Annotated in this window: 22 protein-coding genes, 1 tRNA gene and 1 pseudogene; 11 read left to right on the top strand and 13 right to left on the bottom strand. The window is 62.7% G+C overall.

Annotated features, from left to right (window positions below; translation table 11 throughout):
- Positions 1-111 precede the first annotated feature (111 nt).
- On the bottom strand, positions 112-1041 hold the full coding sequence (locus tag JO965_RS09655; protein ID WP_203443430.1) for a ring-cleaving dioxygenase: 930 nt from the start codon (positions 1039-1041) through the stop codon (positions 112-114).
- A 319-nt stretch (positions 1042-1360) separates the two neighbouring features.
- On the opposite strand from JO965_RS09655, the gene JO965_RS09660 reads away from it, so the two are divergent.
- Positions 1361-1774, top strand: a complete 414-nt coding sequence (locus JO965_RS09660) for a hypothetical protein (RefSeq protein ID WP_203443431.1) — start codon at positions 1361-1363, stop codon at positions 1772-1774.
- Positions 1775-1885: 111 nt separating this feature from the next.
- Entirely contained in the window at positions 1886-3886 is a 2001-nt protein-coding gene (locus tag JO965_RS09665; protein ID WP_203443432.1) for an acetyl/propionyl/methylcrotonyl-CoA carboxylase subunit alpha, read from the top strand.
- A 539-nt stretch (positions 3887-4425) separates the two neighbouring features.
- Here the strand turns inward: JO965_RS09665 and JO965_RS09670 are convergent.
- Positions 4426-5520, bottom strand: coding sequence for an IS110 family transposase (locus JO965_RS09670; RefSeq protein WP_203439323.1), 1095 nt, complete (start codon positions 5518-5520; stop codon positions 4426-4428).
- Between the two features lie 174 nt (positions 5521-5694).
- Here JO965_RS09670 and JO965_RS09675 point away from each other — a divergent pair.
- From JO965_RS09675 to JO965_RS09685, 3 genes and pseudogenes are all read left to right on the top strand, one after another.
- A pseudogene (locus tag JO965_RS09675) lies at positions 5695-6108 on the top strand (gamma-glutamylcyclotransferase family protein); the annotation flags it as partial.
- A 163-nt stretch (positions 6109-6271) separates the two neighbouring features.
- Positions 6272-6682, top strand: a complete 411-nt coding sequence (locus tag JO965_RS09680; protein ID WP_203443434.1) for a DUF6766 family protein — start codon at positions 6272-6274, stop codon at positions 6680-6682.
- A gap of 6 nt (positions 6683-6688) precedes the next feature.
- Positions 6689-6982, top strand: coding sequence for an acylphosphatase (locus tag JO965_RS09685; protein WP_203443435.1), 294 nt, complete (start codon positions 6689-6691; stop codon positions 6980-6982).
- Here JO965_RS09685 and JO965_RS09690 read toward each other — a convergent pair.
- On the bottom strand, positions 6979-7389 hold the full coding sequence (locus tag JO965_RS09690) for a rhodanese-like domain-containing protein (protein ID WP_203443436.1): 411 nt from the start codon (positions 7387-7389) through the stop codon (positions 6979-6981). The genes JO965_RS09685 and JO965_RS09690 overlap by 4 nt on opposite strands.
- A 74-nt stretch (positions 7390-7463) precedes the next feature.
- Between JO965_RS09690 and JO965_RS09695 the strand changes: the two genes are divergently transcribed.
- Together JO965_RS09695 and JO965_RS09700 are read left to right on the top strand one after the other, a co-directional pair.
- Positions 7464-8156: a DUF599 domain-containing protein gene (locus tag JO965_RS09695; RefSeq protein ID WP_203443437.1), complete on the top strand. Its 693-nt coding sequence runs from the start codon at positions 7464-7466 to the stop codon at positions 8154-8156.
- A complete protein-coding gene (locus tag JO965_RS09700) occupies positions 8149-8427 on the top strand; it encodes a DUF3253 domain-containing protein (RefSeq protein ID WP_203443438.1) in 279 nt (92 codons plus the stop codon). Before JO965_RS09695 ends, JO965_RS09700 begins: the two co-directional genes overlap by 8 nt.
- Here the strand turns inward: JO965_RS09700 and JO965_RS09705 are convergent.
- The 8 genes from JO965_RS09705 to JO965_RS09740 all read right to left on the bottom strand — a co-directional run bounded on the left by JO965_RS09705 (position 8424) and on the right by JO965_RS09740 (position 17272).
- Positions 8424-9221, bottom strand: a complete 798-nt coding sequence (locus tag JO965_RS09705) for a YdcF family protein (RefSeq protein WP_203443439.1) — start codon at positions 9219-9221, stop codon at positions 8424-8426. The two genes, JO965_RS09700 and JO965_RS09705, sit on opposite strands and share 4 nt — an antisense overlap.
- A gap of 24 nt (positions 9222-9245) precedes the next feature.
- The gene (locus tag JO965_RS09710) at positions 9246-9950 is read right to left on the bottom strand and encodes a ribonuclease activity regulator RraA (RefSeq protein WP_203443440.1); all 705 of its coding nucleotides are present in this window, start codon (positions 9948-9950) and stop codon (positions 9246-9248) included.
- A gap of 167 nt (positions 9951-10117) precedes the next feature.
- Positions 10118-10771 (bottom strand): glutathione S-transferase family protein, encoded by a 654-nt coding sequence (locus JO965_RS09715; RefSeq protein ID WP_203443441.1) that lies wholly within the window; start codon positions 10769-10771, stop codon positions 10118-10120.
- Between the two features lie 292 nt (positions 10772-11063).
- Complete coding sequence (locus JO965_RS09720) at positions 11064-12236, bottom strand: isovaleryl-CoA dehydrogenase (protein WP_203443442.1); 1173 nt, start codon at positions 12234-12236, stop codon at positions 11064-11066.
- Positions 12237-12462: 226 nt separating this feature from the next.
- Positions 12463-14280: a calcium-binding protein gene (locus JO965_RS49170; protein ID WP_203443443.1), complete on the bottom strand. Its 1818-nt coding sequence runs from the start codon at positions 14278-14280 to the stop codon at positions 12463-12465.
- 261 nt (positions 14281-14541) lie between these two features.
- Complete coding sequence (locus JO965_RS09730) at positions 14542-15441, bottom strand: GH25 family lysozyme (protein WP_203443444.1); 900 nt, start codon at positions 15439-15441, stop codon at positions 14542-14544.
- 90 nt (positions 15442-15531) lie between these two features.
- The gene (gene mgtE, locus JO965_RS09735) at positions 15532-16956 is read right to left on the bottom strand and encodes a magnesium transporter (protein ID WP_203443445.1); all 1425 of its coding nucleotides are present in this window, start codon (positions 16954-16956) and stop codon (positions 15532-15534) included.
- Between the two features lie 231 nt (positions 16957-17187).
- Positions 17188-17272 (bottom strand) — tRNA-Leu (locus JO965_RS09740).
- Positions 17273-17536: 264 nt separating this feature from the next.
- Between JO965_RS09740 and lipB the strand changes: the two genes are divergently transcribed.
- The 3 genes from lipB (at position 17537) to JO965_RS09755 (ending at position 20447) form a co-directional block, all read left to right on the top strand.
- Positions 17537-18262 carry a lipoyl(octanoyl) transferase LipB gene (gene lipB, locus JO965_RS09745; RefSeq protein ID WP_371826870.1) on the top strand — a complete coding sequence of 242 codons (726 nt, stop codon included), beginning with the start codon at positions 17537-17539 and terminating at the stop codon, positions 18260-18262.
- A gap of 89 nt (positions 18263-18351) precedes the next feature.
- Entirely contained in the window at positions 18352-18729 is a 378-nt protein-coding gene (locus tag JO965_RS09750; RefSeq protein ID WP_203443446.1) for a hypothetical protein, read from the top strand.
- A 110-nt stretch (positions 18730-18839) separates the two neighbouring features.
- Positions 18840-20447 carry a carboxyl transferase domain-containing protein gene (locus tag JO965_RS09755; RefSeq protein ID WP_203443447.1) on the top strand — a complete coding sequence of 536 codons (1608 nt, stop codon included), beginning with the start codon at positions 18840-18842 and terminating at the stop codon, positions 20445-20447.
- Between the two features lie 9 nt (positions 20448-20456).
- Here the strand turns inward: JO965_RS09755 and JO965_RS09760 are convergent, their stop codons facing one another.
- On the bottom strand, positions 20457-20858 hold the full coding sequence (locus JO965_RS09760) for a hypothetical protein (protein ID WP_203443448.1): 402 nt from the start codon (positions 20856-20858) through the stop codon (positions 20457-20459).
- A gap of 83 nt (positions 20859-20941) precedes the next feature.
- Here JO965_RS09760 and JO965_RS09765 point away from each other — a divergent pair, with 83 nt between their 5' ends.
- Positions 20942-21784, top strand: coding sequence for a protein-L-isoaspartate O-methyltransferase (locus JO965_RS09765; protein WP_203444122.1), 843 nt, complete (start codon positions 20942-20944; stop codon positions 21782-21784).
- A 160-nt stretch (positions 21785-21944) separates the two neighbouring features.
- Here JO965_RS09765 and JO965_RS09770 read toward each other — a convergent pair whose 3' ends face one another.
- A complete protein-coding gene (locus JO965_RS09770; protein ID WP_203443449.1) occupies positions 21945-24083 on the bottom strand; it encodes a hypothetical protein in 2139 nt (712 codons plus the stop codon).
- Positions 24084-24405: the final 322 nt, after the last annotated feature.

Here is a 24405-nt window from a genome sequence, read left to right on the forward strand (position 1 = left end):
GGGTGCCCTGCGAAGCAGGGTGGGAGAGGGGTTGTGTTCGTTCGATGACTTCCCCTCTCCCGGCTCACTCCGTTCGCCACCCTCTCCCGCATAGGGGAGAGGGCTTTTAGGTTACGCCAGTTCCGGCAGGTGAGCCTCGATATCGCTGCGCCGAGGCTCCAGGAAGGCGGGGAGCTTCAGCGCGGCGCCCAGGCTGTCCTGCGCTTCGTCGGCGGCGAAGCCCGGCTCGTCGGTGGCGATCTCGAAGAGAATGCCGCCCGGCTCGCGGAAATAGACGGACCGGAAATAGTTGCGGTCCTTCTGCTCCGTGGTCTCGATGCCGTGCTTCTCGGCGAGCTTCTTCACCATCTCGGCTTGGTCGGCATCGTCCTTGGCGCGGAACGCCACGTGGTGGACGGAACCGCCGCCCAGCCGGCCCGGCAGGAAGCCGCCGGCGCTGCGAATGTCGACCGTGCTGCCCATCAGCGCGTCGGACTTGTAGCGCACGAGGGACCCATCGCGGGCGGTCTCGCGAAAGCCGAACACGTCGGTGAGGATCGCGCCGGTCCGCTCGCCGTTCTCGACGAGGAGCGTCACGCCCTCCAGGCCGCGGATCGCATGCTCAGCCGGAATGCCTTCGACCGTCCAGGCGGGCTCGCTCTCCGCGTTCGGAGTACCGACGAGCACAAGGCTCGTGCCGTGCGGGTCCTTGAAGGTCAGCACGCTCTGTCCGAAGCGCTTCTCCACCGTGCCGTGCCCGACGCCCTGCTCGATGAAGCGATGCGCCCAGTAGCCAAGTGACGCCTCAGGCACCCTGAACGAGGTCTCCTGCGTCGAGCCGATCCCGTTGCGTCCCGGTGCGACATGCTCCCACGGGAAGAACGTCAGGATCGAGCCCGGCTGGCCGAGGCTGTCGCCGAAATAGAGGTGATAGGTGCCGGGATCGTCGAAGTTGACGGTCTTCTTGACGAGGCGCAGGCCAAGCACGCGGGTGTAGAAGTCGAGATTGCGACGGGCGGGGCCAGCGATGGCAGTGACGTGATGAATACCGTGGTGCCGCATGGGACTAATCCTTAACGAGCGAGCGCGGATTTGCGTCGCTTGGCAGGAAGATATGTACCACCGAAACCCGATGAAGTGCGGAAAGAGCGACCTTGCGGGATTGCAAAGCCCGAACCACCGAATGGGCAAATCCGCGTGATTCCTGGAGAATTCGGTTCGGCAAGATTCCAGCAACCAAAGTCTCTCAACAAGGCTTAACCTCAACGACGATTCAGCATGTCGTATTAACGGTTTAGGCCTGCCATCCGTGTGAGAGTCATCCTCAAGACAAGCGATCAACCGGCGGAGAGCCAAAGAAAAGCCGGCGGGAGCCAAAGGGATGATGAAGGATCAACTTCGCGATTTCATCGAGAGGATCTCCGAGACCAAGTATGTTTCGGATGAAGACGTGACGATGCTTCAGGGCGGGATCCTGGAAGGCGGCATCACAAGCCGTCTCGAGGTCGAGTCCCTGCTGGCGCTCGACCGTGTCGTCGACGCGGAGGAGAACTGGGGAACGACGCTCACCAAGCTCGTGGTCGATTTCGTCGTCTGGAACCGGGCGCCCCATGGCGTCGTCAGCAACGACGATGCCTTCTGGCTCGCCACCCTGCTGGAGATCAGCGGCCCATCCCCGAACGCCATGAACATCGCCTACGCTATCCTCGATGAGGCCGGCTATGTGGATGTGGCGCTCCTCGATTTCATCATGCGCGGACGCCAGCAGGCGAGGCTCTCCCAGATGGCTGCCTGAGGGATGTGCCTGATCTAACGCTAAATGCTGACGAAGCCCCGCTTCCCCAAGGCACGGATGTGCAGTAACGGAGGTGGGGCTTAATTGTTTGGGTGGAGCGTTCGAGGGTTCATGTTCGACAAGATCCTGATTGCGAACCGGGGCGAGATTGCGTGCCGGGTCATCAAGACCGCCCGGCGCATGGGCATCAAGACGGTGGCCGTCTATTCCGATGCCGATCGGGATGCCCTCCACGTGGAGATGGCCGACGAGGCCGTTCATATCGGTCCGGCCGCCGCCGCCCAATCCTATCTCGTGATCGAGAAGATCATCGAGGCCTGTAAGGCCACTGGCGCCCAGGCCGTCCATCCGGGCTACGGCTTCCTGTCCGAGCGCGAGGCCTTCCCGAAGGCGCTCGCCGAAGCCGGCATCGTCTTCATCGGCCCGAACCCGGGCGCCATCGCGGCCATGGGCGACAAGATCGAGTCGAAGAAGGCGGCGGCCGCCGCCAAGGTCTCGACCGTGCCCGGCTATCTCGGCGTGATCGAGGGGCCGGAGCAGGCGGTGCAGATCGCTAATGAGATCGGCTATCCGGTGATGATCAAGGCCTCCGCCGGCGGCGGAGGCAAGGGCATGCGCATCGCCTATTCCGCCGGCGAGGTCGCCGAGGGTTTCGCCCGCGCCAAGTCGGAGGCGGCGTCCTCCTTCGGCGATGACCGCGTCTTCATCGAGAAGTTCATCACCGATCCGCGCCATATCGAGATCCAGGTGCTCGGCGACAAGCATGGCAATGTGATCTACCTGGGCGAGCGCGAATGCTCGATCCAGCGCCGCAACCAGAAGGTCATCGAGGAGGCGCCGTCGCCGCTGCTCGACGAAGCCACCCGCCGCCTCATGGGCGAGCAGGCGGTCGCCTTGGCCAAGGCTGTCGGCTACGATTCCGCCGGCACGGTGGAGTTCGTCGCCGGCCAGGACAAGTCGTTCTACTTCCTCGAGATGAACACCCGCCTGCAGGTGGAGCATCCGGTGACCGAGCTAATCACTGGCATCGACCTCGTCGAGGAGATGATCCGCGTTGCCGCCGGCGAGAAGCTGCGACTGTCCCAGAGCGACGTGAAGCTTAACGGCTGGTCGGTGGAAAGCCGCATCTATGCCGAAGACCCGGTGCGCAACTTCCTGCCCTCGACGGGCCGCCTCGTCACCTACCGCCCGCCGCAGGAAGGCGAGCATCACGGCGTCACGGTGCGCAACGACACCGGCGTGTACGAAGGCGGTGAGATCTCGATCTATTACGATCCGATGATCGCCAAGCTCGTGACGCACGCTCCGACGCGCGAACAGGCGATCGAGGCGCAGGCCACCGCGCTCGATGCCTTCGCCATCGATGGCATCCGCCACAACATCCCGTTCCTCTCGGCCCTGATGCAGCATCCGCGCTGGCAAAGCGGAAAACTCTCCACCGGTTTCATCGCCGAGGAGTTCCCGCAAGGGTTCAAGGCGCCGGCACCGGAGGGCGAGGTGGCCTTGCGCATGGCGGCCGTGGGGGCCGCCATCGACCATCTGCTCAACGAGCGCAAGCGCCACATCTCGGGCCAGATGCGCCAGGTTTCCAGCGTAAAGTTCGACCGCGAGCGCGTGGTGCTGCTGGGGAGCCAGAGACACGAGGTCGTGATCGAGGACATCGAGGGCGGCTTTGCGGTCGTCATCGACGGTCAGGCCTGGCCCATCCTCTCGGGCTGGGTGCCCGGCCAGCCGGTCTGGACCGGCACGGTCGGTGGTGAAGAGGTCGCCGTGCAGGTGCGCACGATCCTCAACGGCGTGGTGCTGTCCCATGCCGGGGCCTCGGCCGAGGTGCGGGTCTATACCAGGCGCGAGGCTGAACTGGCGGCCCTGATGCCGGAACGGTTGGAGGCCGATACGGGCAAGCAGCTGCTCTGCCCGATGCCGGGGCTGGTGAAGGCGATCAGCGTTTCCGTCGGCCAGGAGATCAAGGCGGGCGAGCCGCTCTGCATCGTCGAGGCGATGAAGATGGAGAACGTGCTGCGCGCCGAGCGCGATGGCACCATCTCCAAGATCCACGCCAAGGAAGGCGACAGCCTCGCGGTCGATGCCGTGATCATGGAATTCGCATAAGGCCGACACATTCGGTTATTAGCCTGAGAAGCTGGTTCGATAGCGGGTACGCCGCAGCTTCCATCCTGAATGTCTGGCCCCTAAATCGCGGGCGGACTGCGATGAGATGCAGGGGCCCATTCCCTCCCCCTTGTGGGGAAGGCCAGGGTGGGGGTGTGAGCGATAGCCAATGAAGGTGTGGCGCTCACACCCCCACCTCCAACTCCTCCCCACTCTCATGTTCGCCATTTCAAGCAGCAGGCAACAGAAAAGTTCTGGCTTATCTGGCCAGCGGTTGAGGACAGCTGCACCCGGGCAAAGCAGGAGGCACGATCCTGAAACGACGGTTGATCATCCTCTGATACGCGGATCAAAACCGCAGGACCTGATGCGTCGCGGAGCTGCCTCGGTCTAGGAACCAGCGTCGGAGTGGATCCGGCTGGTAGTGGGTGGCGAGGGTTCTCCTGCCGGGATCGCACCTCCGGCCTTGCTCGGCTGCAGATGATGTTAATGAGCGCGGCGCACCTCCCTGAGTTGGATTGGCAGCGGATCAGCGGGGCCTACGCCTGCCGGGCAATGGCCCAGACAAAGCCAGCCAGTTCGCGGGCGATGGCGGTGGTCACCACAGTCGGCAGCTTGCCGGCTTGGGACAGTCGGCGATAACGCCGGCACAGCCGCAGCTGGGCCTTCCAGGCTGTGTCCCGGATCGTGGAAGCCAAGCCCTCCTGCCGCAGCAGCAGCTCGCGGCTGACCCGCGCCGGAAAGCGGTAACACCAGGCGGCTTCGATCAACAGGCGCCGGGCCGCCCCATTCCCGGCTTTGGTGATCCCACCCTGGCGTCTCCTCTGGCCGCTGGACTGTTCAGAGGGAACCAGCCCAAGGTAAGCCATCAGATGCCGCGGGTTGGCAAAGCGCGTCAGGTCACCGAGTTCGGCAATGATCGTGGCCGCGTTCACCAGGGCGATGCCGCGCAAAGCCTGCAGGGCTCGGACGACCGGAGCCAGAGACCAGGTGGGCAGGACCATCTCGATCTGACGCGTCAGCCGGTCCCGTCGCTCTGTGGCAGCTTCGACCGTCGCGATGAGATCCTCCAGCACAACGTGGTGGATCTCCTGGTCAAAGCGCAGTCCGGCCAGCCAACGCCGGTGCATCAGGGTCCAAGCCGGTCGGTTGTAATGTCGCCCATGGCGCAGGAGAAAGCCCGAGAGCTGCTGACGGGCTTGGCGCAAGGCTCGCACTGCCGCCAGACGGGCCCGAACCAGATCGCGCAGGGCCTCATGAGCCGGATCAGGAACCCAGACGGAGGTGAGTTCGCCGGCCCGATGCAGCCTGGCCAAGTTGCTGGCATCGCGCCGGTCGGTCTTGATGCGCTCGCCTGGCTTGCGCGGGATCAGTGAGGGAGCCACCACCACACACACGTGCCCGGCCGCCGTTAGTTGACGCTGGATGCCATAGCCGCATGGACCCGCCTCGTAGCAGAACCGCAGAGTGCGGCCTGTGCATCCCAGCTTGTCCACCAGCTTTTTGAGATCTGCAGGCGTGTTGGCGATCCGGCCATACTCGCGCACTTCGCCGCGCTGGCCCTCTTCAGCCAGCGCCACCGTGATGGTGTCTTTGTGCACATCCAATCCGACAAAGATGATAGGCTCACCCATGACCCGTCTCCGATGCATGAGGCTCGGCGCCGAACCATCCGGCGCAATCCTCGAACACCTGCATACTGTGAGACGGGTCGCCCCAATCTCAGGCGAACATTTGGTCTAGGGGGAGGAGGGCTTGCGACCTCTCCGAGAAAGAGGTGGGGTCAGCAACAAAGGATGCGTTAGTCCATGCCCCTCTATTTCGCCTATGGCTCCAACATGGACCAGGCCGCCATGCTCCAGCGCTGTCCGGCTTCGAAGCCGGTCGGCATCGGGCGGCTCATGCGCCACCGCTTCATCATTTTCGACGAAGGCTATGCCTCCGTGATGCGCGATCCGCAACGCGCGGTCTGGGGCATGGTGTGGGATCTGGCGCTCGCCGATGTGCCCGCTCTCGACCGCTATGAGAGCCTTTCGACCGGCCTTTACACCAAGGTGATCCAGCCCATCGTGACGGAGCATGGGCCGCGCCGGGCTGTCGTTTATATCGGACGGAGCACCAAGCCGGGAACGCCGCTGCCGGGCTATATGGAAGGGGTGGTGGAGGCAGCCAAGCACGCGGGCCTGCCGGAGGATTACATCCGAAGCTTAGGTATATGGCTGCCGAAGACGCAGATGGCGGCACCGGTTCCTCAGGCTCCTAAAGTCCGACCGCTCTGGAGCGCTCCCTCGGGGACGATCCGCAAGTCCCGCTGAGTCTCAATCTCCGGGAGAACCTTCCCCACGGGAGCGCGTTGAGTCGCCGTATTGCGTAGGAGGTTCGCTCATGGACACGAAGACCCACTCCATCTGGAAAGCCTATGGCTATGCCTGGATCACCTTGGGTTTCTTCATCATTTCCCTGATCGGTCACTGGCTCTTCGGCTGGTTCGCCTATGTCAGCGAACAGCAGGCCCACGCCCAGCCGATCCAGACCTCCGAATATCTGGTCGAGATGATGCGGGACACCCTGGAGAATTGGCAATCGGAATTTCTGCAGCTCCTCTGGCAGGTCGGCGGTCTCGCCATCCTTCTTTATGTCGGCTCGCCCCAATCCAAGGAAGGCGACGACCGGGTCGAAGCGAAGATCGACGAGATCCTGCGCAAAGTGGACCCGCAGAATGGCGAGCGTATCATCCAGACGCTCGATGAGGATTACGCCGGGCGCCATACCGATGCCCGCCACGCACACCGCTGAAAGACGATGACCGAGAGCCGAACGTCACATGTTCTGATCCATGGACGCGTCCAGGGCGTGAGCTTTCGGGCCTGGACGCAACATCAGGCGGAACTGCATGGGCTGAAAGGTTGGGTTCGCAATCGGCGAGACGGCACCGTCGAGGCAGTGTTTTCAGGTCCGGAAAACCTCGTCGAGGTGATGCTCAAGGCCTGTCATGAGGGGCCTTACGGCTCCCATGTGACACAGGTCGAACTCCTCCGTGCTGGTGACGCGGAAGTCGATGCTTCGGGCCGGTTCGAGATCCGGGGAACCGTCTAGCTTTTCGCTGGCTCCGTAGTCTCCACAGGGCCTCCCGCCTTCTTCCAGGCGGTGAAGCCGCCCTCCACATGGGCGACAGGCTTCAACCCCATATCCTGTGCCGTCGCCGTCGAGAGAGCCGAGCGCCAGCCGGCGGCGCAGAAGAACACGAAGGTCTTGTCCTGGGCGAAGACCGGCTTGTGATAGGGGCTTTCAGGATCGATCCAGAATTCCAGCATGCCGCGCGGACAGTGAACAGCGCCGGGCACGCGTCCTTCTCTTTCCAGCTCCCGCGGATCGCGCAGGTCCACGAACACCACGTCCTCCTGGCCATGCAGAGCCATGGCCTCGGCGACAGGCAGCGTCTTGATCTTCGCATGGGCCTCGTCGAGCAATGTCTTGTAGCCGCGTGTGATGGTCTGAGGCATGACAGAATGTTCTTCCTGTTTGAACCCTTCAACAAACTGGGCAAGATGGAAGCGGAGTCAACCGGAGGCGACGGGTGCTGGGTTTCACCAATCTCGATTATGTGGCGCTGGCCTTTTTTCTGATCGCCTGGTTCGGCTATCACGCCGCGCTCGAGCTCACGCCCGCCGGGCAGAGAAGCCTGAATAAGATCATGAACCAGTACCGGTATCGCTGGATGGAGCAGATGGTGGTGCGCGAGAACCGGATCGTCGACACCACGATCATGGCCTCGCTCATGAACGGTACCGCCTTCTTCGCCTCGACCTCGCTGATCGCCATCGGCGGCGTGCTGGCGCTGCTGCAATCCACCGACTCGGTGCTTCCCGTCTTTGCCGACCTTCCGTTCGGTCCTCCGCCGACGCGGCTTGCCTGGGACGTGAAGGTGATCGGACTGGCGGTGATCTTCGTCTATGCCTTTTTCAAATTTGCCTGGGCGTACCGCCTCTTCAACTACATGGTGATCATCGTTGGCGCAGTTCCCGTCCTCAAGGAAAGCAACCAGACCGAGGCCCTCGCGGTGGCCCGGCAGGCAGGCACCATGAATGCGGTCGCCGGCAAGCATTTCAACCGGGGGCAGCGGGCCTTCTTCTTCTCGCTGGCCTATCTCGGCTGGTTTGTGAGCGCTTATCTTTTTATCGCGGCGACGGCCGGCGTTCTGCTCGTCATGTGGCGGCGCCAATTCCTGTCGGATGCGCACGATGCAGCCTTGAGGTCGACCGATGTCTAAGAATGCGACGCCGGAGGAGCTGGAAACCGCGATGCTGTCCCTTCTTGAGGAGCGTGGCCCCGGCAAGACCATCGGCCCGGCCGATGTGGCGCAAGTCCTCGGCGGCAACCAGCCGGAGGGATGGGGGCCGCTCATGCAGCCGGTGCGGAAGGTGGCCGTGCGACTCATGAAGGAGGGGCGCATCGTCATCCTGCGCAAAGGACGTCCCGTTGATCCCGACGATTTCCGCGGCACCTACCGGCTGGCGCTGCCGCCCGAAGCGGAAACCTAAGGACTTGGAAACAGCCTCGACGTGCGGCCCGTCGCATAATAGCCGATCAGGCCTGCCCATTCCTTCGTGCCGAGATCGAGCCGCCGCAAGCCTTCCGAGATGAAGGCGAAGGGGCGGTGCGTATTGCGTCCGCCGCCGGTGCGGAAATCGACGGGATAGGGCGTGACCGGAAACTCCGCCTTCTCGAACACGCCAACGGCCCGCGGCATGTGCCAGGCGGAGGTTACGAGTAGCCAGCGCTCGCCCTCCTGGGGCTTCGCGAGATCACGTGAGAAGAGCGCGTTCTCGGAGGTCGTGCGTGAGCGGTCCTCCACCAGGATGCGGGCCGGGTCGATGCCGACACTTTTCAGATAGGCCGCGATGATGGGAGCCTCCGCAGCACCATCGCCGAAGACCGTGCCTCCACCTCCCGAGATCAGGATGCGGGCGTTCGGATAGCGGTGGGCAAGCTGAATGGTATCGAGCACGCGCTCCGCCGATTCATTGGAGACGATCATACCGCGGGAGGCGGAATCCGCAGCCTCGACGGAGCCGCCAAGAAGGACGATGCCGTCCACCGGCCTGCCGTCGTCGCGGAAGGGCGGAAAGCGCTCTTCCAACGGAGTCAGGACGTAGCTGGCGATGGGCAGAAGGCCGAGACCGATGGTCGCCAGCGTCATGGCGAGGCTTAGACCGATGCCGAACAGACGCAGTCGCTTGAAGAAAGCGAGGATCAGCCCGAGCAGGATGAGACTGATCAGGAGGTTGGATGGCGTGGCGAAGAACCACGCGACTTTCGAGAGGTAGTAGAACACCCGCCATCCTTACTCGGTTCAGTCTTACGACTTGTTCAGTTCGGCCTCGTAGCGGGCCTTGGTCTCGGCATTCGGCGGATAGAGGCCGGGGAGGGGGACGCCCTTCTCGACCTCGCGCATGACCCAAAGCTCGTAACGCTCCTGCTCGACGGCAGCCTTGGCGACCTCTTCCACCATGGCGGCGGGGATCACCACCACGCCGTCCCGGTCGGCGACGATCACGTCATCCGGGAAGATCGCGACGCCGCCGCAGCCGATGGGTTCCTGCCAGCCGACGAAGGTGAGGCCGGCCACAGAGGGAGGTGCCGCGACGCCTGCGCACCAGACCGGCAGGTGCGTCCCCTCGACGCCGACCGCATCGCGCACCACGCCGTCCGTGATCAGCGCTGCGACGCCGCGCTTCTGCATGCGGGCGGTGAGGATGTCGCCGAAAATGCCGGCATCGGTGATGCCCATGGAATCGACCACGGCGATGCAGCCTTCCGGCATGTCCTCGATGGCCGCACGGGTGGAGCGCGGGGAGGCCCAGGATTCCGGCGTCGCCAGATCCTCGCGCGCCGGCACGAAGCGTAAGGTGAAGGCGCGGCCGACCATCTTTTCCGTGGCGTTGAAGGCCGGCATCGGCCCTTTCATCCAGCAGCGGCGGACGCCCTTCTTCAGCAGCACGGTGGTGATCGTGGCGGTCGAGGCGGCGCGCAGGGCATCGGCGATGGTCTTGTCGAGGGTCATGGCGGTTTCCTGATGGTGGATCGGGCTTTCATAGCGTTCCGGCCGAATGAGCGCCATCTCAGAGTCTGGCTTACAAATTATTGGCAGTTCGCATGGAATGCAGGCGCATTTTCCCTCCCCCTTGTGGGGAGGGGGCAAGGGGGTGCTCAACTCTCTCTTATCGTGCCTCAGTCGCGGTCGGGCGCACCCGGCGGGAAGAAATGGCGATAGGGCCGGGCCTCGTTGACCGCTCGCGCGAAGGACGGACGGGCGAGGAGCTTTGTCCGGTAATCCCGGACGTGCGGATACGCCTCTCCGATGGGGTGAACCCAGTCGGCATAGAACAGCGACGGAGCCGCCGCGCAGTCGGCGGCGCTGAACGACGCCCCCGCTGCCCATTCGCGCCCGGCGAGCGTCTTGTCGAGCCAGCCATAGGCCTTGTCGAGCATCGCATGGGCATCAGCCACGCCAGGGGGATCGCGATCTCCCTCCTTGCGGATGTGATCGAACACAATCTTCTGCATCGGCGTCATGACGTAATTGTCGAAGAACCGATCCATCAGGCGCACATTGAGAGCCTCTCGTGGGTCCTCGGGGATCAGCCGCACCGGGCCTGGGTGATAAAGTCCCAGATACTCGATGATGACGATGGCTTCCATCACGGTGCGGCCATCGTCCACGAGCACGGGGAAGCGCTTGATCGGCCAGAGCGCCTCCAGCTCGGCGTCGATCTGCTCATTGCCGAGCATGCGGTAGTCGAACGGCGTGCCGTTCTCGTACAGCGCGGTCAGGACTTTCTGGCAGTACGAAGAGAAGGGATGCGCGTAGAGCTGCAGGGTCATCGAGGCCTCGCGGTTATCAATGAATTCCTCACTGTAACCGTTTCGGTCCACATGGTCATCGCAGGAGCAAACTTCCTCAAAGTCTGAGTCATTCATCACTGGGTGGCTGGCGCTGGGATGTAGGCGCTATTCCCCTCCCTCCTTGTGGGGGAGGGCTAGGGAGGGGGGTGTGAGCGCCATGCTGGTTCCAGTCCTGCGCAGCACCCCCCTCTCCAACTCTCCCCCACATCTCCAACTCTCCCCCACAAGGGGGAGAGGGTCGGTCGCGCCTCACTCCTTTATGGGCCACCTCTTATGCCGTCTTGGCGAAGAGCTCGCGGCCGATCAGCATGCGGCGGATCTCGCTGGTGCCGGCGCCGATCTCGTAGAGCTTCGCGTCGCGCAGCAGGCGGCCCGTCGGGTAGTCGTTGATGTAGCCGTTCCCGCCGAGAAGCTGGATCGCGTCGAGAGCCATCTTGGTGGCGTTCTCGGCGGCATAGAGGATGGCGCCGGCGGCATCCTCACGGGTCGTCTCGCCCCGGTCGCAGGCCTTGGCGACCGCATAGACATAGGCCTTCGCCGCATTCATGGTCACATACATGTCGGCGACCTTGCCCTGCACGAGCTGGAATTCGCCGATGGCCTGTCCGAACTGCTTGCGCTCATGGATATACGGCAGCACCACATCCAGGCAGGCCTGCATGATGCCCGTGGAGCCAGCCGCCAGCACGGCACGCTCGTAATCGAGGCCGGACATGAGCACGTTCACGCCCTTGCCGACCTGGCCGAGCACGTTCTCCTCCGGCACCTCGCAATCCTGGAACACCAGCTCGCAGGTGTCGGAGCCGCGCATGCCGAGCTTGTCTAGCTTCTGATGCGTAGAGAAACCCTTGAAATCCTTCTCGATCAGGAAGGCGGTCATCCCGCGGGGGCCTGCCTCCGGGTCGGTCTTGGCATAGACCACCAGGGTCTCGGCGGTGGGGCCGTTGGTGATCCACATCTTGTTGCCGTTGAGCACATAGCGGTCGCCGCGCTTCTCGGCGCGGGTGCGCATGGAGACCACGTCGGAGCCGGAGCCGGGCTCGGACATGGCGAGTGCGCCGAGATGTTCGCCGGAGATCAGCTTCGGCAGGTAGCGGCGCTTCTGCTCCTCGTTGCCGTTGCGGCGGATCTGGTTGACGCAGAGGTTCGAATGGGCGCCGTAGGAAAGGCCGACCGAGGCGGAGGCGCGGGAGATCTCCTCCATGGCGATCACGTGCTCGAGATAGCCGAGGCCCGCGCCGCCATATTCCTCCTCGACCGTGATGCCGTGCAGGCCAAGATCGCCCATCTGGGGCCAGAGGTCGCGCGGGAACTGGTTGGTGCGGTCGATCTCCTCCGCCCGCGGTGCGATCTTCTCCTGTGCGAAGTCGCGCACAGTCTCGCGGATGGCATCGGCGGTCTCGCCGAGATCGAAATTGAAGCTCTTGGCGGCATTCGGCAGCATCTCTTGTCCTCCCAATTCCATTCCTCGGCCCGCTGAAGCGGGTCGCGATGGATCGCTTTTCTGATCGCCCATTTTGGTCAGCAATGCTGCCCTTATCAAGGCCGGATCGCTTGGAAAAGGAAAGGTGGGGCTGTCCCAGCGACCGGCAATTGGTCGTAAGCCATAAAGAAAAGGCTCCCTCACGCTGGGTGAGGGAGCTCGATCTTGGCTGGAGCCAGCCGAAACGTCAGAGAACGAAGTCGTCGAGGTGGAGAGCCTTAGGCTTGTTCTTGAGCAGGATCTGGAACTCCGCTTGGGTGTCTCTATCGGTGTTGCCCGAGAGGATCCCTGTCTTCGAATCGTAGTGGAGTTGCCCTGCTTTCGTGAAAGCCGCTTTGCCCTTTAACAGAACCTTGAAGGCATCGTTCCTTTTTGTTGGGCTATTCGCATCGAGCTTGCCGAGATCGATGAGATCAACACCAGTTTCGAAGTCCGTGATCGTATCTCGCTTGCTGCCGGTTCCGAGATCCGCATTCTTCATGACGACGAAGAAGTCTTCACCCGCTCCACCCGTCAGAACGTCCTTGCCCTGACCGCCGACAAGGATGTCATTGCCGGCTCCGCCATCGAGGGTGTCCTGGCCAATTCCGCCTATGAGGGTGTCGTCGTCGAGGGTCCCGAGCAGAACGTCATTGCCTTTCTGACCAACGATAACCTCACCTTCGGGTTCGGGAACAGGGTCGGGCTCCGGAACTGGATCGGGTTTCGGATCAGATAGGATTGCGAGGACCTTGTCCAAATCCCATACGGCGCCGTCCGCGAAAACCAGCTTCTCGATATGGCCACCCTTTTCCGAGGCGGCGAGATAGTTTCTGATCGTCAGAGCGCTGTCATCCAACGAGACAACTAAGGTGCCGTCGAGATGCATTTGCAGCTTCACGGCGGACGAAGCCGTGCCGATCTGAACGGTGTCCGCCCCTCCGGCATCCTCGATCAGGTCGAAGCCCTTGGTCTCGCCCCATACATAGACGTCGTCACCCATGCCACCGAACAACGCGTCGTCACCGGCGGCGCCATCGAGAGTATCGTTACCTTGGCCGCCTTGAAGGGTGTCGTTGCTCTCAGTCCCCACAAGGTAAAGATCCTTGGACGGAGGAGGATTGGGACGATTCAATATCTCCAGAACGTCGTTTCGGCTCCAGGTAACACCGTCCGAGAACATCAGGTTCTCGATATACCGCCCTTCGGCGCCTGTCGCGAGATAGTTCCTGATGGTGAGATTCTGCCCATTCAAGGAAATGACAAGGGTTCCGTCCAAATGGCCGAACAAGGTCACTGCAGACGATGCAGCGCCGATGTAAGCCGTGTCCATGCCTCCAGCATCCTGGATCAGATCGTTGCCGCTGCCGGGATTCCACACGTAAACATCGTCGCCTTTGCCGCCGAACAGAGCGTCGTCACCGAGAGCACCATCCAGAGTGTCGTCTTTATCACCGCCCTGGAGCGTATCATCTCCCGCGGTGCCGGTGATGAATTCGCCTTCCGAGGTCTGATCGGGCACGTTCTCCAGGACAGCAAGGACATCTTCCAACCCCCATTCGACGCCATTCGAGAAGACCAGCTTTTCGATCTGGCCGTTCTTGAACGGGGCGTCGCTGAAATAGCCCTCGATCGCGAGTTGATCGTCTCCAAACTTAATGATGAGAGGATATCCTTTCTCTCCCAGCCGTCCGAAGAATCTGAGCTGGTCCGGGGTTGCGTCGATCAGAACCTTGTCGCTCCCGCCGTAATCACGCACGACATCGACGTCATGGCCGGGGCGCCAGATGTAGACGTCGTCGCCATACCCACCTTCGAGCAGGTCGGTGCCGGCGCCACCTTCGATCGTGTCGCCGAAGTCGGTTCCGGTGAGAACTTCATCGGCATCCGTGCCGACGAGATATACGCCAAGCTGAGGTGCCGGGTTGGGAAAGCCTTCCCATAATTCTTTTGGATTTGCTGAGAAGATATCGTTCGGACGGCTCTTAGACATCGGGATCCACTCGCGCCAGAGTGAGTGATACATGGTATCGTATCATATTCTGACTGAGATAGGAAGTTCTTCCCTAAGGAGAGGCTCTTTAGCGCATCGTGCGGAAAAGTGGATCCGGTTTTCCGCGCCCAACGATGCGCCGCTTATAGGAGGGAGCATCGGAATTGATCCCAAAAGTGGAGCCCACTTTTGGGATCAATTCCGATGCTCTAGCTCAGGATTGGAGCTTCAAAGGTCCCGTCGGAGCTCCCGGCCGATGATCTTGGATGAAACTGTCCGGCAGGATTGAGGTGGCTACTCGTCGATGCTCGCCGTCTGTACGGTGTCCATGCTGCGGCAGACGCCCTGTGCACTGAGGCGACCATGGTCGCGGGGGTCGCAGGCGCTCTGGACGAACATGCGCCACTGGTTCTCGGTGCCATAGAACGTGTTGCGGTCCACATCGCCCTTCACGCCGGGAACCCGGCCCGTCGTCGTGAACTGCCAGAAGGTCCAGCGGCGGTCGTTGTAGCGCACGTGGGGCTCGGCTGCCGTGCTGCGGATCCAGTACGGGTAGTCGTTGAACTCGCCCTCCAGGATCTCCTTATGGAAGGTGATGTCGGTGTAGATGATCGGCCGCTTGCCGGTATGCGCTTCCATCTCGCGCAGCATCACGTTGATCATGGCGAGCGCCTGCTCGCGCGGAACCTTTTTCGGGCAGTTCACCGACTGTCCGTTCCACTCCACGTCGAGAACCGGGGGGAGGGCGTGCGGATCCTGAGGCACGTTGCGCCTGAACCAGGCGGCCTGCTCATGGGCCGGACGGCACCAATAGACGAAATGGTAGGCGCCGCGCGGAACGCCCGCCTTCTTGGCCTCCCACCAGTTCTCATGGAACTTGCTGTCGATATGGTCACCGCCCTCGGTCGCCTTGATGAAGGCGAACTTGGTGCCGGCCTGGTGCAGGGCGGCCCAGTCGACGTCACCCTGCCACTTGGAGATGTCGACGCCGTGGATCGGCAACCGGTGAGCCGTCGCGACGCCCTCGTGCGGACGGGCGTCACCCTTGGTCGGGTAACGGCCCGACGAGGGGGCGATGGCGCAGGAGGCGAGACCCAAGGCGATTGCAGCGAGCGCGCTGAACCGGGCAGCCCGAACGAATGTCGTTAGGCCGGAACTCTTGGAGCGGCTGGAGGAGCGGCGGCGAGTCTTCATCGGTTCAACTGTATTGTACGCAAAACGGGATCGCACCAGAGATGCCGGAAGAGCGTTAACAGGCTCTTACGACAGCGGTGCGAAGCGAGCCTACAGATGAAACCAGGCCGTTGCGATACCTAAAAAGGCTAGGAAGCCGACGATGTCCGTGATGCTGGTGACGAAGGGTCCAGACGACACGGCTGGGTCGACGCCGAGCTTGTTGAGGGTCAGCGGCACGAAGATGCCTCCGAGGGCCGCGAAGATCAGGACCGTGATGAGTGCGAGGCCGATCACGATCCCGAGCTGCGGCGACTGGAACCACAGACCGGCCACGCTCCCCAGGATGACGGCGAAGACCAGCCCGTTAAGCAGGCCGACCGCCGCCTCGCGGCGGATGATGCGCCAGGCATTGGAGCGCCCGAGCTCGCGGGTGGCGAGCGCCCGGACGGCGACAGTCATGGTCTGGGTGCCGGCATTGCCGCCCATGGAGGCGACGATGGGCATCAGGATGGCGAGTGCCACCATCCGCTCGAGGGACTCCGAGAAGAGCCTGATGACGCTCGCGGCCAGGAAGGCGGTGCACATATTGGCGAAAAGCCAGGGAAAGCGGCTTCTCTGGGTATAGAGCACCGTATCGGAAAGCTCTTCGTCCGATTTCACGCCGCCGAGCTGCTTGATGTCGGCGTCCGCCTCTTCCTCGAGCACGTCCACGATGTCATCGACAAGGATAACGCCGACGAGCCGGCCTGACTCGTCCACCACTGCGGCGGAGACGAGGTTGTAGCGCTCGAACAGGCGGGCGACTTCCTCCTGATGCTCGGTTGCCTCCACCCGGTCGGGCTCGGCGTTCATGATGTCCTGGATCGTCACCGGGCGCTTGGAGCGCAGGAGCTTGTCCAGGGGAACCGCTCCGAGCAGATGAGCGGCCGGATCGATGACGAAGATCTCGTAGAAGGTCTCCGGCAACTCCTCCGTCTCGCGCATGAAGTCGATGGTCTGCCCCACCGTCCAGAACGGCGGCACAGCGATGAACTCGGTCTGCATGCGCCGTCCGGCGCTGTCTTCCGGGTAGTCGAGGGAGCGCTGGAGGGCGACGCGCTCGATCGCGGGAAGCTGATCGAGAACCTCTGCCTTCTCCTCTTCGGGAAGGCTTTCGAGAATGGTGACGGCGTCGTCGGAATCGAGGTCGCGCACGCCCTCGGCCACGGTCGCCGTCTCGAGTTCCTCGAGGATCTCCTCGCGGACCGCTTCGTCCACCTCGGTGAGGGCGGCGAAGTCGAAGGAGGTGCCGAGAAGTTCGATGAGACGCGGGCGCTGATCCGGCTCGAGCGCCTCGAGAAGATCGCCGAGTTCGGATTCGTGGAAGTCCTCGACGAGCTTCTGCAGGCGCTCGACCTCCGAGGCCTCGATGGCATCGGCGGCGGCGGCCAGGAATTCCGGATTGAGCTCGCCTTCCTCGTCCCTGAAGACCAGGGATTCGGTTTCAGGCCCATCGGGCTTCGGAAGCGGCGTCTTGTCTTCGACTTCCAGCATCAGCCGTCCTCTGAAGCTCTGAAGGTGGGTTGTCCGCCTTTTAGGTGCGCATGGAGGACCACGCAATGCGCCCAAAAGACTTTCTCGAAGAAACAGTTATTGGCCGTCCCTGCCAGCTCGATTCAGGGGGCTGAGACGATGGTTCAAGCCGCCTTGCGCTGAACAGATATGGTCAACAAAAAAGGCCCCGAAAGGGGCCTTTTTCGTCTTCGACACGAGCGTGCCGAAAGTTGGTGCGGTCAAGAGGACTCGAACCTCCACGGGTCTCCCCGCTACCACCTCAAGGTAGTGCGTCTACCAATTCCGCCATGACCGCGAACTCGGTTTCAGGACTGGTTTTCCTGAAGAGGTCGCCGCTCTAGCAGATCGATTGGGACACCGCAACCCCTTCCGTGGAGCTTGCGGCGATTGAGCTGAGCGAATGCCACGCTTGCCTATGGCGGTATAGGCGATAAGCGCCTGTAACGACTATATAAGCGGGAGTTTTAAGAAGAGTGCGAGGTTGACCCGTGCTCCTTCCAGGGACCGGAGCATTCCCGCTCCGCTTCCCGCCAAGTTCCAAGGTGAATCGGTGTCGAACCTGCGAGACAGCCTGACCGTTCAATTCCATCCCGACAGCGGCTCCGACCCCGTGGAATGGCTCATCACGGATGGCCTTGTCGGCTATGAGGAGGCAGTGGCCTTCATGGAAGCGCGCGCCGAGGCGATCGCTGCGGGTGACGCGCGGGAGCTGGTCTGGCTCGTGGAGCATCCGCCGCTTTATACGGCGGGGACTTCCGCTAAGCCGGCGGACCTCGTGGAACCTGACCGCTTTCCCGTTCATCAGACGGGGCGGGGAGGGCAATACACCTATCACGGCCCCGGGCAGCGGGTGGCTTATGTAATGCTCGATCTCAAGCGCCGCGCTCCGGATCTGCGTCGCTATGTGACCGCCCTGGAGGCCTGGCTCATCGCGACGCTGGATGCCTTCAACATCCGCGGCGAGCGGCGGGAGGATCGGGTCGGCGTGTGGGTGCGCAGGCCTGACAAGGGCGAGACTGCCGAGGACAAGATCGCCGCCATCGGAATCCGCGTCCGCCGCTGGGCCACCTTTCACGGCATCAGCCTGAACGTGGACCCGGATCTCTCGCATTTTTCCGGCATCGTTCCCTGCGGCGTGACCCAGCACGGGGTGACGAGCCTTGTCGATCTCGGGATCCCCGTCACGATGCCGGAGGTCGATGCGGCGATGCGCAAGGCTTTCGAGGAGATCTTCGGGCCGACGGAGCGGGTAAACGGACCGTTGCTCTTGAGCCACGGCGTCTAGGTTTTTCACAGCGGATACGGCAAGGCTTCTCCCCAAGACCGCTTCATGCTCTAAGCTGGAGCAATCGGCTGATCATTGGCGGAACTTCCATGCAACGTGCCCTTCTCGCTTCCCTCGTCGCCCTGGCCGCCTCGGCCTGCGCCGTCCGGCCTGCGCCGACGGAACTCGTCAAGATCGTCGATTCGCCTGCGGATGTGCTGGCTTGTACGCGCCTCGCCGAGGTCAGTCCCGTCACGCCGACGACGCCGGGAACCCACAGGCCCGTCGATATCGGCTTCGGCGTGACCCTCGGCCGTTCCACCTTCGGCTACGCCACCGAGGATATGCTCCAGGCGACCGTCGCGCTCGGCGGCACGCATCTCTACCTGCAGCAGGTCTCCCATGACTGGTCGCTTGTGCGCGGCATCGCCTACCGTTGCGGACCCGGCGTGGTGCGCGAAGAGGCAGTCATTCGTGCGAAAGGCTGACGTGACCTTCTGCTGAAGCCAGTTGCGCGGGCTCCTCGGTTCTAGGTACTGACGGTGAGGCTCTCCGGCTCGCCGCCGCGAAGGAGCCAGGAACAAGGGAGACCTGCGCCGTGCCCGTCATCGCCACCTCTGCCGATCTGACATCGGAAACCGCGCGGGCGAACCGTGCCGCCTGGGCCGAAATCGCCCAGGAACTCCAGTCCAAGCGGCAGTCGGTCGCCGAGGGTGGCCCAGCCAAGGCGCGGGAGCGGCATCTGGCCCGCGGCAAGCTCCTGCCGCGCGAGCGGGTGATGCGCCTCCTCGACCCCGGCGCCCCGTTCCTGGAGCTTGGCTCGCTCGCCGCTCACGGCATGTATGAGGACGCGATTCATGGTGCCGGCATCATCACCGGCATCGGGCGCGTCGAAGGCCGCGAGGTCATGATCGTCTGCAACGACTCGACGATCAAAGGCGGCACCTACTATCCGATGACGGTGAAGAAGCATCTGCGCGCCCAGGAAGTGGCGCGCGAGAATCGTCTGCCCTGCATCTATCTCGTCGATTCGGGCGGTGCGAACCTGCCGCACCAGACCGAGGTGTTCCCCGACCGCGAGCATTTCGGCCGCATCTTCTACAACCAGGCGACCCTGTCTTCGCTCGGCATCCCGCAGATCGCCTGCGTCATGGGTTCGTGCACGGCGGGCGGCGCCTATGTGCCGGCGATGTCCGACGAGACGATCATCGTGCGCCGTCAGGGCACCATCTTCCTCGGCGGCCCGCCCCTGGTGAAGGCGGCGACGGGCGAGGTGGTGTCGGCGGAGGATCTCGGCGGCGCGGAGGTGCATGCCCGGCAATCCGGCGTGGCGGATCACTACGCCACCGACGACGTTCATGCTCTCGCCATCGCGCGTCGCATCGTCGGCACGCTGAACACCCGCAAGAGCATCGACATCGACATTTCCGATCCCGTCGAGCCGAAATATGCCATCGCCGATCTCGACGCGATCGTGCCGACCGATCTCAAGAAGCAGTATGACATCCGCGAGGTGATCGCGCGCCTCGTCGACGGTTCCGAGTTCGACGAGTTCAAGCGCCTTTATGGCACGACGCTGGTAACAGGCTTTGCCCGGATCTGGGGCATGCCGGTCGGCATCATCGCCAATAACGGCATCCTGTTCTCGGAGAGCGCACAGAAGGGCGCGCATTTCATCGAGCTGTGCTGCCAGCGGCGCATCCCGCTGCTCTTCCTGCAGAATATCTCCGGCTTCATGGTCGGGCGCCAGTACGAGGCGGGCGGTATCGCCAAGGATGGCGCGAAGCTGGTGACCGCGGTGGCCTGCGCTCAGGTGCCGAAGATCACGCTTCTGGTCGGCGGTTCCTTCGGTGCCGGCAATTACGGCATGTGCGGCCGCGCCTATTCCCCGCGCTTCCTCTTCACCTGGCCGAACTCGCGCATTTCGGTGATGGGCGGCGAGCAGGCGGCAAGCGTCCTCGCCACCGTGCGGCGCGACAATATCGAGGCCGAGGGCAAGGCCTGGAGCACGGAGGAAGAAGAGACCTTCAAGACGCCGATTCGCGACAAGTACGAGAAAGAGGGCTCGCCCTATTACGCCACCGCGCGGCTGTGGGACGACGGCATCATCCTGCCCTCCGAGACGCGCCGTGTGCTGGCGCTCGCCTTCTCGGCTGCACTGAACGCTCCCGTGCCCGAGACCAGGTTCGGCGTGTTCAGGATGTAATCCGCCGGCTTAAGGCGCTACCTTGCGGCGGGATGGCTTACCCGCCGTATTGGCCTTCTGCCGGTCCAGCCTTTCGTTCTGCGCGTGCAAAGCCTCAGCTTCGGCGAGGGCTTTTTCGACCTCTTCATCGATGCGCCGATACTTCTCGTCCTCGATCTGCTGTTGCGCTTCCTCGACCGCGCCGACCGCATAGCCGGACAGCCCGGTTGGGTCGAACGAGCTTGCGAGGTTCAGCGCGGCTGATGTCATGCGGTGCTTGGCCTGGGTCTGCTGCGCGTCAGCGATCGCGGCAAGGGCGCCCGATCCCTCGGCTTCCTGCGGCATTGCAGGAGCCGCTGTCTGGGTGCAGGCGGCCAGGAGCGGAAGCATCGCAAGGACCAGACCAAAGGAAGTGAGACGCCGGGGAGCCATTGGCAGATTCCTGAAAAGCCCCATTTATCATGGGCGCGATCCTTGGAGGCCTCTCCAAACGGAGGGGAGGGCTGACAGTGACCATGAAGGATGGGACCGGTGCCTACGCGTCCGAGAAGGCGCGAGGCTTCTACGCGTCTCAGGTCATGAACCTGGCCGGCGTCGAAAATCGCCGGATCAGGGATGCCTTCGCAGAGGTCGTTCGCGAAGCCTTTCTGCCGCCCCCGCCATGGGCGGTCATCAGCATGGGTGTCGCGAGGCGGACCTCTGACGTCGCCGAGATTTACAACAACGTCCTCGTCGCCATCGATTCCGAGCGCGGCATCAACAATGGCGAGCCAGCCCTCCATGCAGCCTGGATCGATGCGGTCGATCCGCAGCCTGGCGAGACCGTGATCCATGTGGGTGCGGGGACCGGCTACTATACTGCCATCCTGGCGCTTCTCGTGCAGCCGGACGGGCATGTCGAAGCGTTCGAGTACGAAGCCGATCTGGCCGCCCAGGCGGCGAGAAACCTGACCCCTTATCCCAATGTGACCGTCCACGCGGCCTCCGCCTTCGGCCGGGTCTTGCCGAATGCCGACATCGTTTACGTCAATGCGGGTGCCATCGCCCCCGATGTGCAATGGTTGCGGGCACTCAATCCGGGAGGGCGGCTGATCTTTCCCTGGCAGCCGCACAAGGGCTGGGGGCCGGCGCTCCTCGTGACGCGCCGGGAGAGGGGATTCAGCGCGCACTCGCTCATGACGGTCGGGTTCATCTCGTGCAGCGGCACGACCGAGAAAATCTCGGTAGCAAACCTGCCGACCGAGGCCGACCTTGCGGACGTTCGCTCCGTCTGGATCAGGAGCGAACGATCTCCCGACGCGAACGCCATCGCGGTCTACGACGATGTCTGGTTCTCGTCTGAAGCGGTGGAGTCCTGACCGAACAGGGCCGGAATGGATCCGGCCCTGTTCGGTCATCTAAAGGCTAGAGCATCGGACCCAAAAGTGGGATCCACTTTTGGGATCAATCCGATGCTCCTCCTCTTGGCTGGCGCATCGTTCGGCGCGGAAAACCGGGGCCACTTTTCCGCACGATGCGCTAGATGACGAAGAAGTCGCTGTAGGTGAGCTTCAGGTTCTTCGAGAGCGTGGCGATCTTCACCTGAGACGCCGAGCCGGTGCCGTCCTTGTCGTAATAGAGCGCGCCTGACTTCTTGTCGTAGACGATCCGATCCTCGGCATCCTGTGCCTTGCTGCTCTTCACGAACATATCGCTCTTGAACTTCTTCGGCTTCGAGGCCGAGCCGGATCCCACTTTGGTGAAGTATTTGTTCTCCAACCAGATCGAGTCGTATTTCGGATTGAAGTCGTAAATCCGATCCACGTTCCTGGTCTTGTGCGGTGTCGTGTCGAAGACGAATGTGTCCTTGCCCGAGCCGGAACCGCCATAAAGCTTGTCGTTGCCGGCGCCACCATGGATGGTGTCGTTGCCGCCCTGGCCCTTGAGCGTGTTCACGCCCGCATGACCGAAGATCTGGTTGGCCGTGTTGGAGCCGGTGAGATTGGCGCTGACCCTCGACGATACGCCGGAGAGCTTGAGAAGCTCGATCTGCGCATCCGAGCTCAACGCATAGCTACCGCTGACGATGACCGTGTCCCGGCCTTCATTGACGGCTTCCTCGAAAACATCTCCGGCCTTGATGTAATAGGTGTCGTTGCCGGCTCGGCCTTTCAGGATCGCGGATCCGGTGCCGACGAACACGTCATCGAAGGATGAGCCCAGAAGGCCTTCGATGGAGCTGTAGGTATCGCCCGCCGCATCGCCTCCGCTGCCGCCCGCAAGGCTCGCCGTCACGCCGCTCCTGGCACTGGCGAAGGAGACTAAGTCGATGCCATCGCCGCCGCTCAGGATATCGGCACCTGCCCCGCCATCGAGCACGTCGTCCCCGCCTTCTCCGCGCAAGTGATCTGAACCGGCTGCGCCGCCCAGCGTGTCGCCAAAGCCGGTGCCGATATACTGATCGTTGAAACTCGTTCCAGCGTGTGAGATCGCCTTAGTGCGCGGATCCACGATCTGGGCTCGGATGCCCAACGGATCGTCCGGGCGGCCTGGGGTCTCGTCGCTCCAGCTTACCAGAATGCGGCCATCCGCCAGAGCGGTCAGGCTGACATCCGTTTGTTCGCCGAGGCCGGCATTGACGCGGATCTCGTCGCTGGCGCGGGTACCGAAGCGATCGAAGGTCACCAGACAGATATCGGACTTGGCTTCGTCATAGCGACTGGTGTCCTCGAAGGCCACGGCGAAGCCCCCGCCCGCGAGCGCCGTGACTGCCGGCCTCATCTGGCCGTTTTCCGTCGTCACGTTGACCCGGAATTCGCCACCCAATTTCGAGCCGTCGGCGTTCAGGATCTGCCCCATGATGCAGGAGCCTGAACCGTCGCCGGTCGGTCCATCGGGATGCTGCCAGACCACGACGATGCGGCCATCTTCGAGCAGGGTTGCAGCAGGGTTCTGCTGGTCGCCTGTTGTTGTGGTCGGAACCAGGAATTCCTGGCTGCCGGGAGCCGGCTGCCCGTCCGCCGTCATGATGCGGCCGATGATGGCAATGCTGGACGGATCGGCCGCTATGCTTCCCGAATAGAAGACGGCATAGTTGCCGTTATTCAGCCCGACCACGATGGGATTGGATCCAGCGGTCATAGGAACGGGAGTCTCGACACCGAGAGGATTGCCATTGGCGTCATATGCCTGCGCGGCCACACCGCCTGGAACAGGCGGCGTTTCATAGGTGATCACAAATCCGCCGTTGGCTGTGGCCGAGACATCGGGCCATCTTTGCATGCCATCTTTGTTGGAATTGACGAGGAACTCCGTCCCTAAGGCCTCCCCGGCCGGTGAGTATAGACGCGCACGGATCTCCGTCTGGTCATCTCCAGGTTGCCGGCTGAAATCCTGCCACGCGACGACGAAGCGGCCGTCGTTGAGCACGGCAATCGATGGTCGGCCTGTGTCTCCATCGGCCCCGGCATGATCGGTGATGATGAACTCGCCGCCCTTTTTCGTGCCATCGGCATAGAACACCTGTCCCCGAATTCCACCCCGGTCGTCTGCGAGACCCAGTCCCCAGACAGCGACGAAGGATCCGTCCTTCAGCAGCACCACGTCTGAAATGGACTGGTCATCCTGCGTGAAAGTGTTGACAAGAAATTCGGATCCCCAAAGGACAGGCGCAGCCATCGCGTGAATTCCCTGATTTCGCCGCTCGACGAGCGGGGTTCTCGATTGAAACAGGGTATCTTTATGGATCAGACCTGCCGTTGCGGATACTCTCTGAACAGGGAGTCTGGCGCAGTCGCCATTGCGGAATCCTGTCCCAAAATTGTTGCGGCCAAGCAACACCTTCAAACCTTCAACATCTTGCCCCTCTTGGCCCAAGCTCCGCCGTGATGCCGCCATAAACCGAGCGCTACTCCTGAAGCAGATTAAAGTGCTTCAAAACCAAAGCTTTACGGTACGATACCTGGGGCAGAACCTGGATTAAGGCTGTTGGCTGATCCTT

The organism is Microvirga sp. VF16, from assembly GCF_016864375.1.
Classification (GTDB): domain Bacteria; phylum Pseudomonadota; class Alphaproteobacteria; order Rhizobiales; family Beijerinckiaceae; genus Microvirga.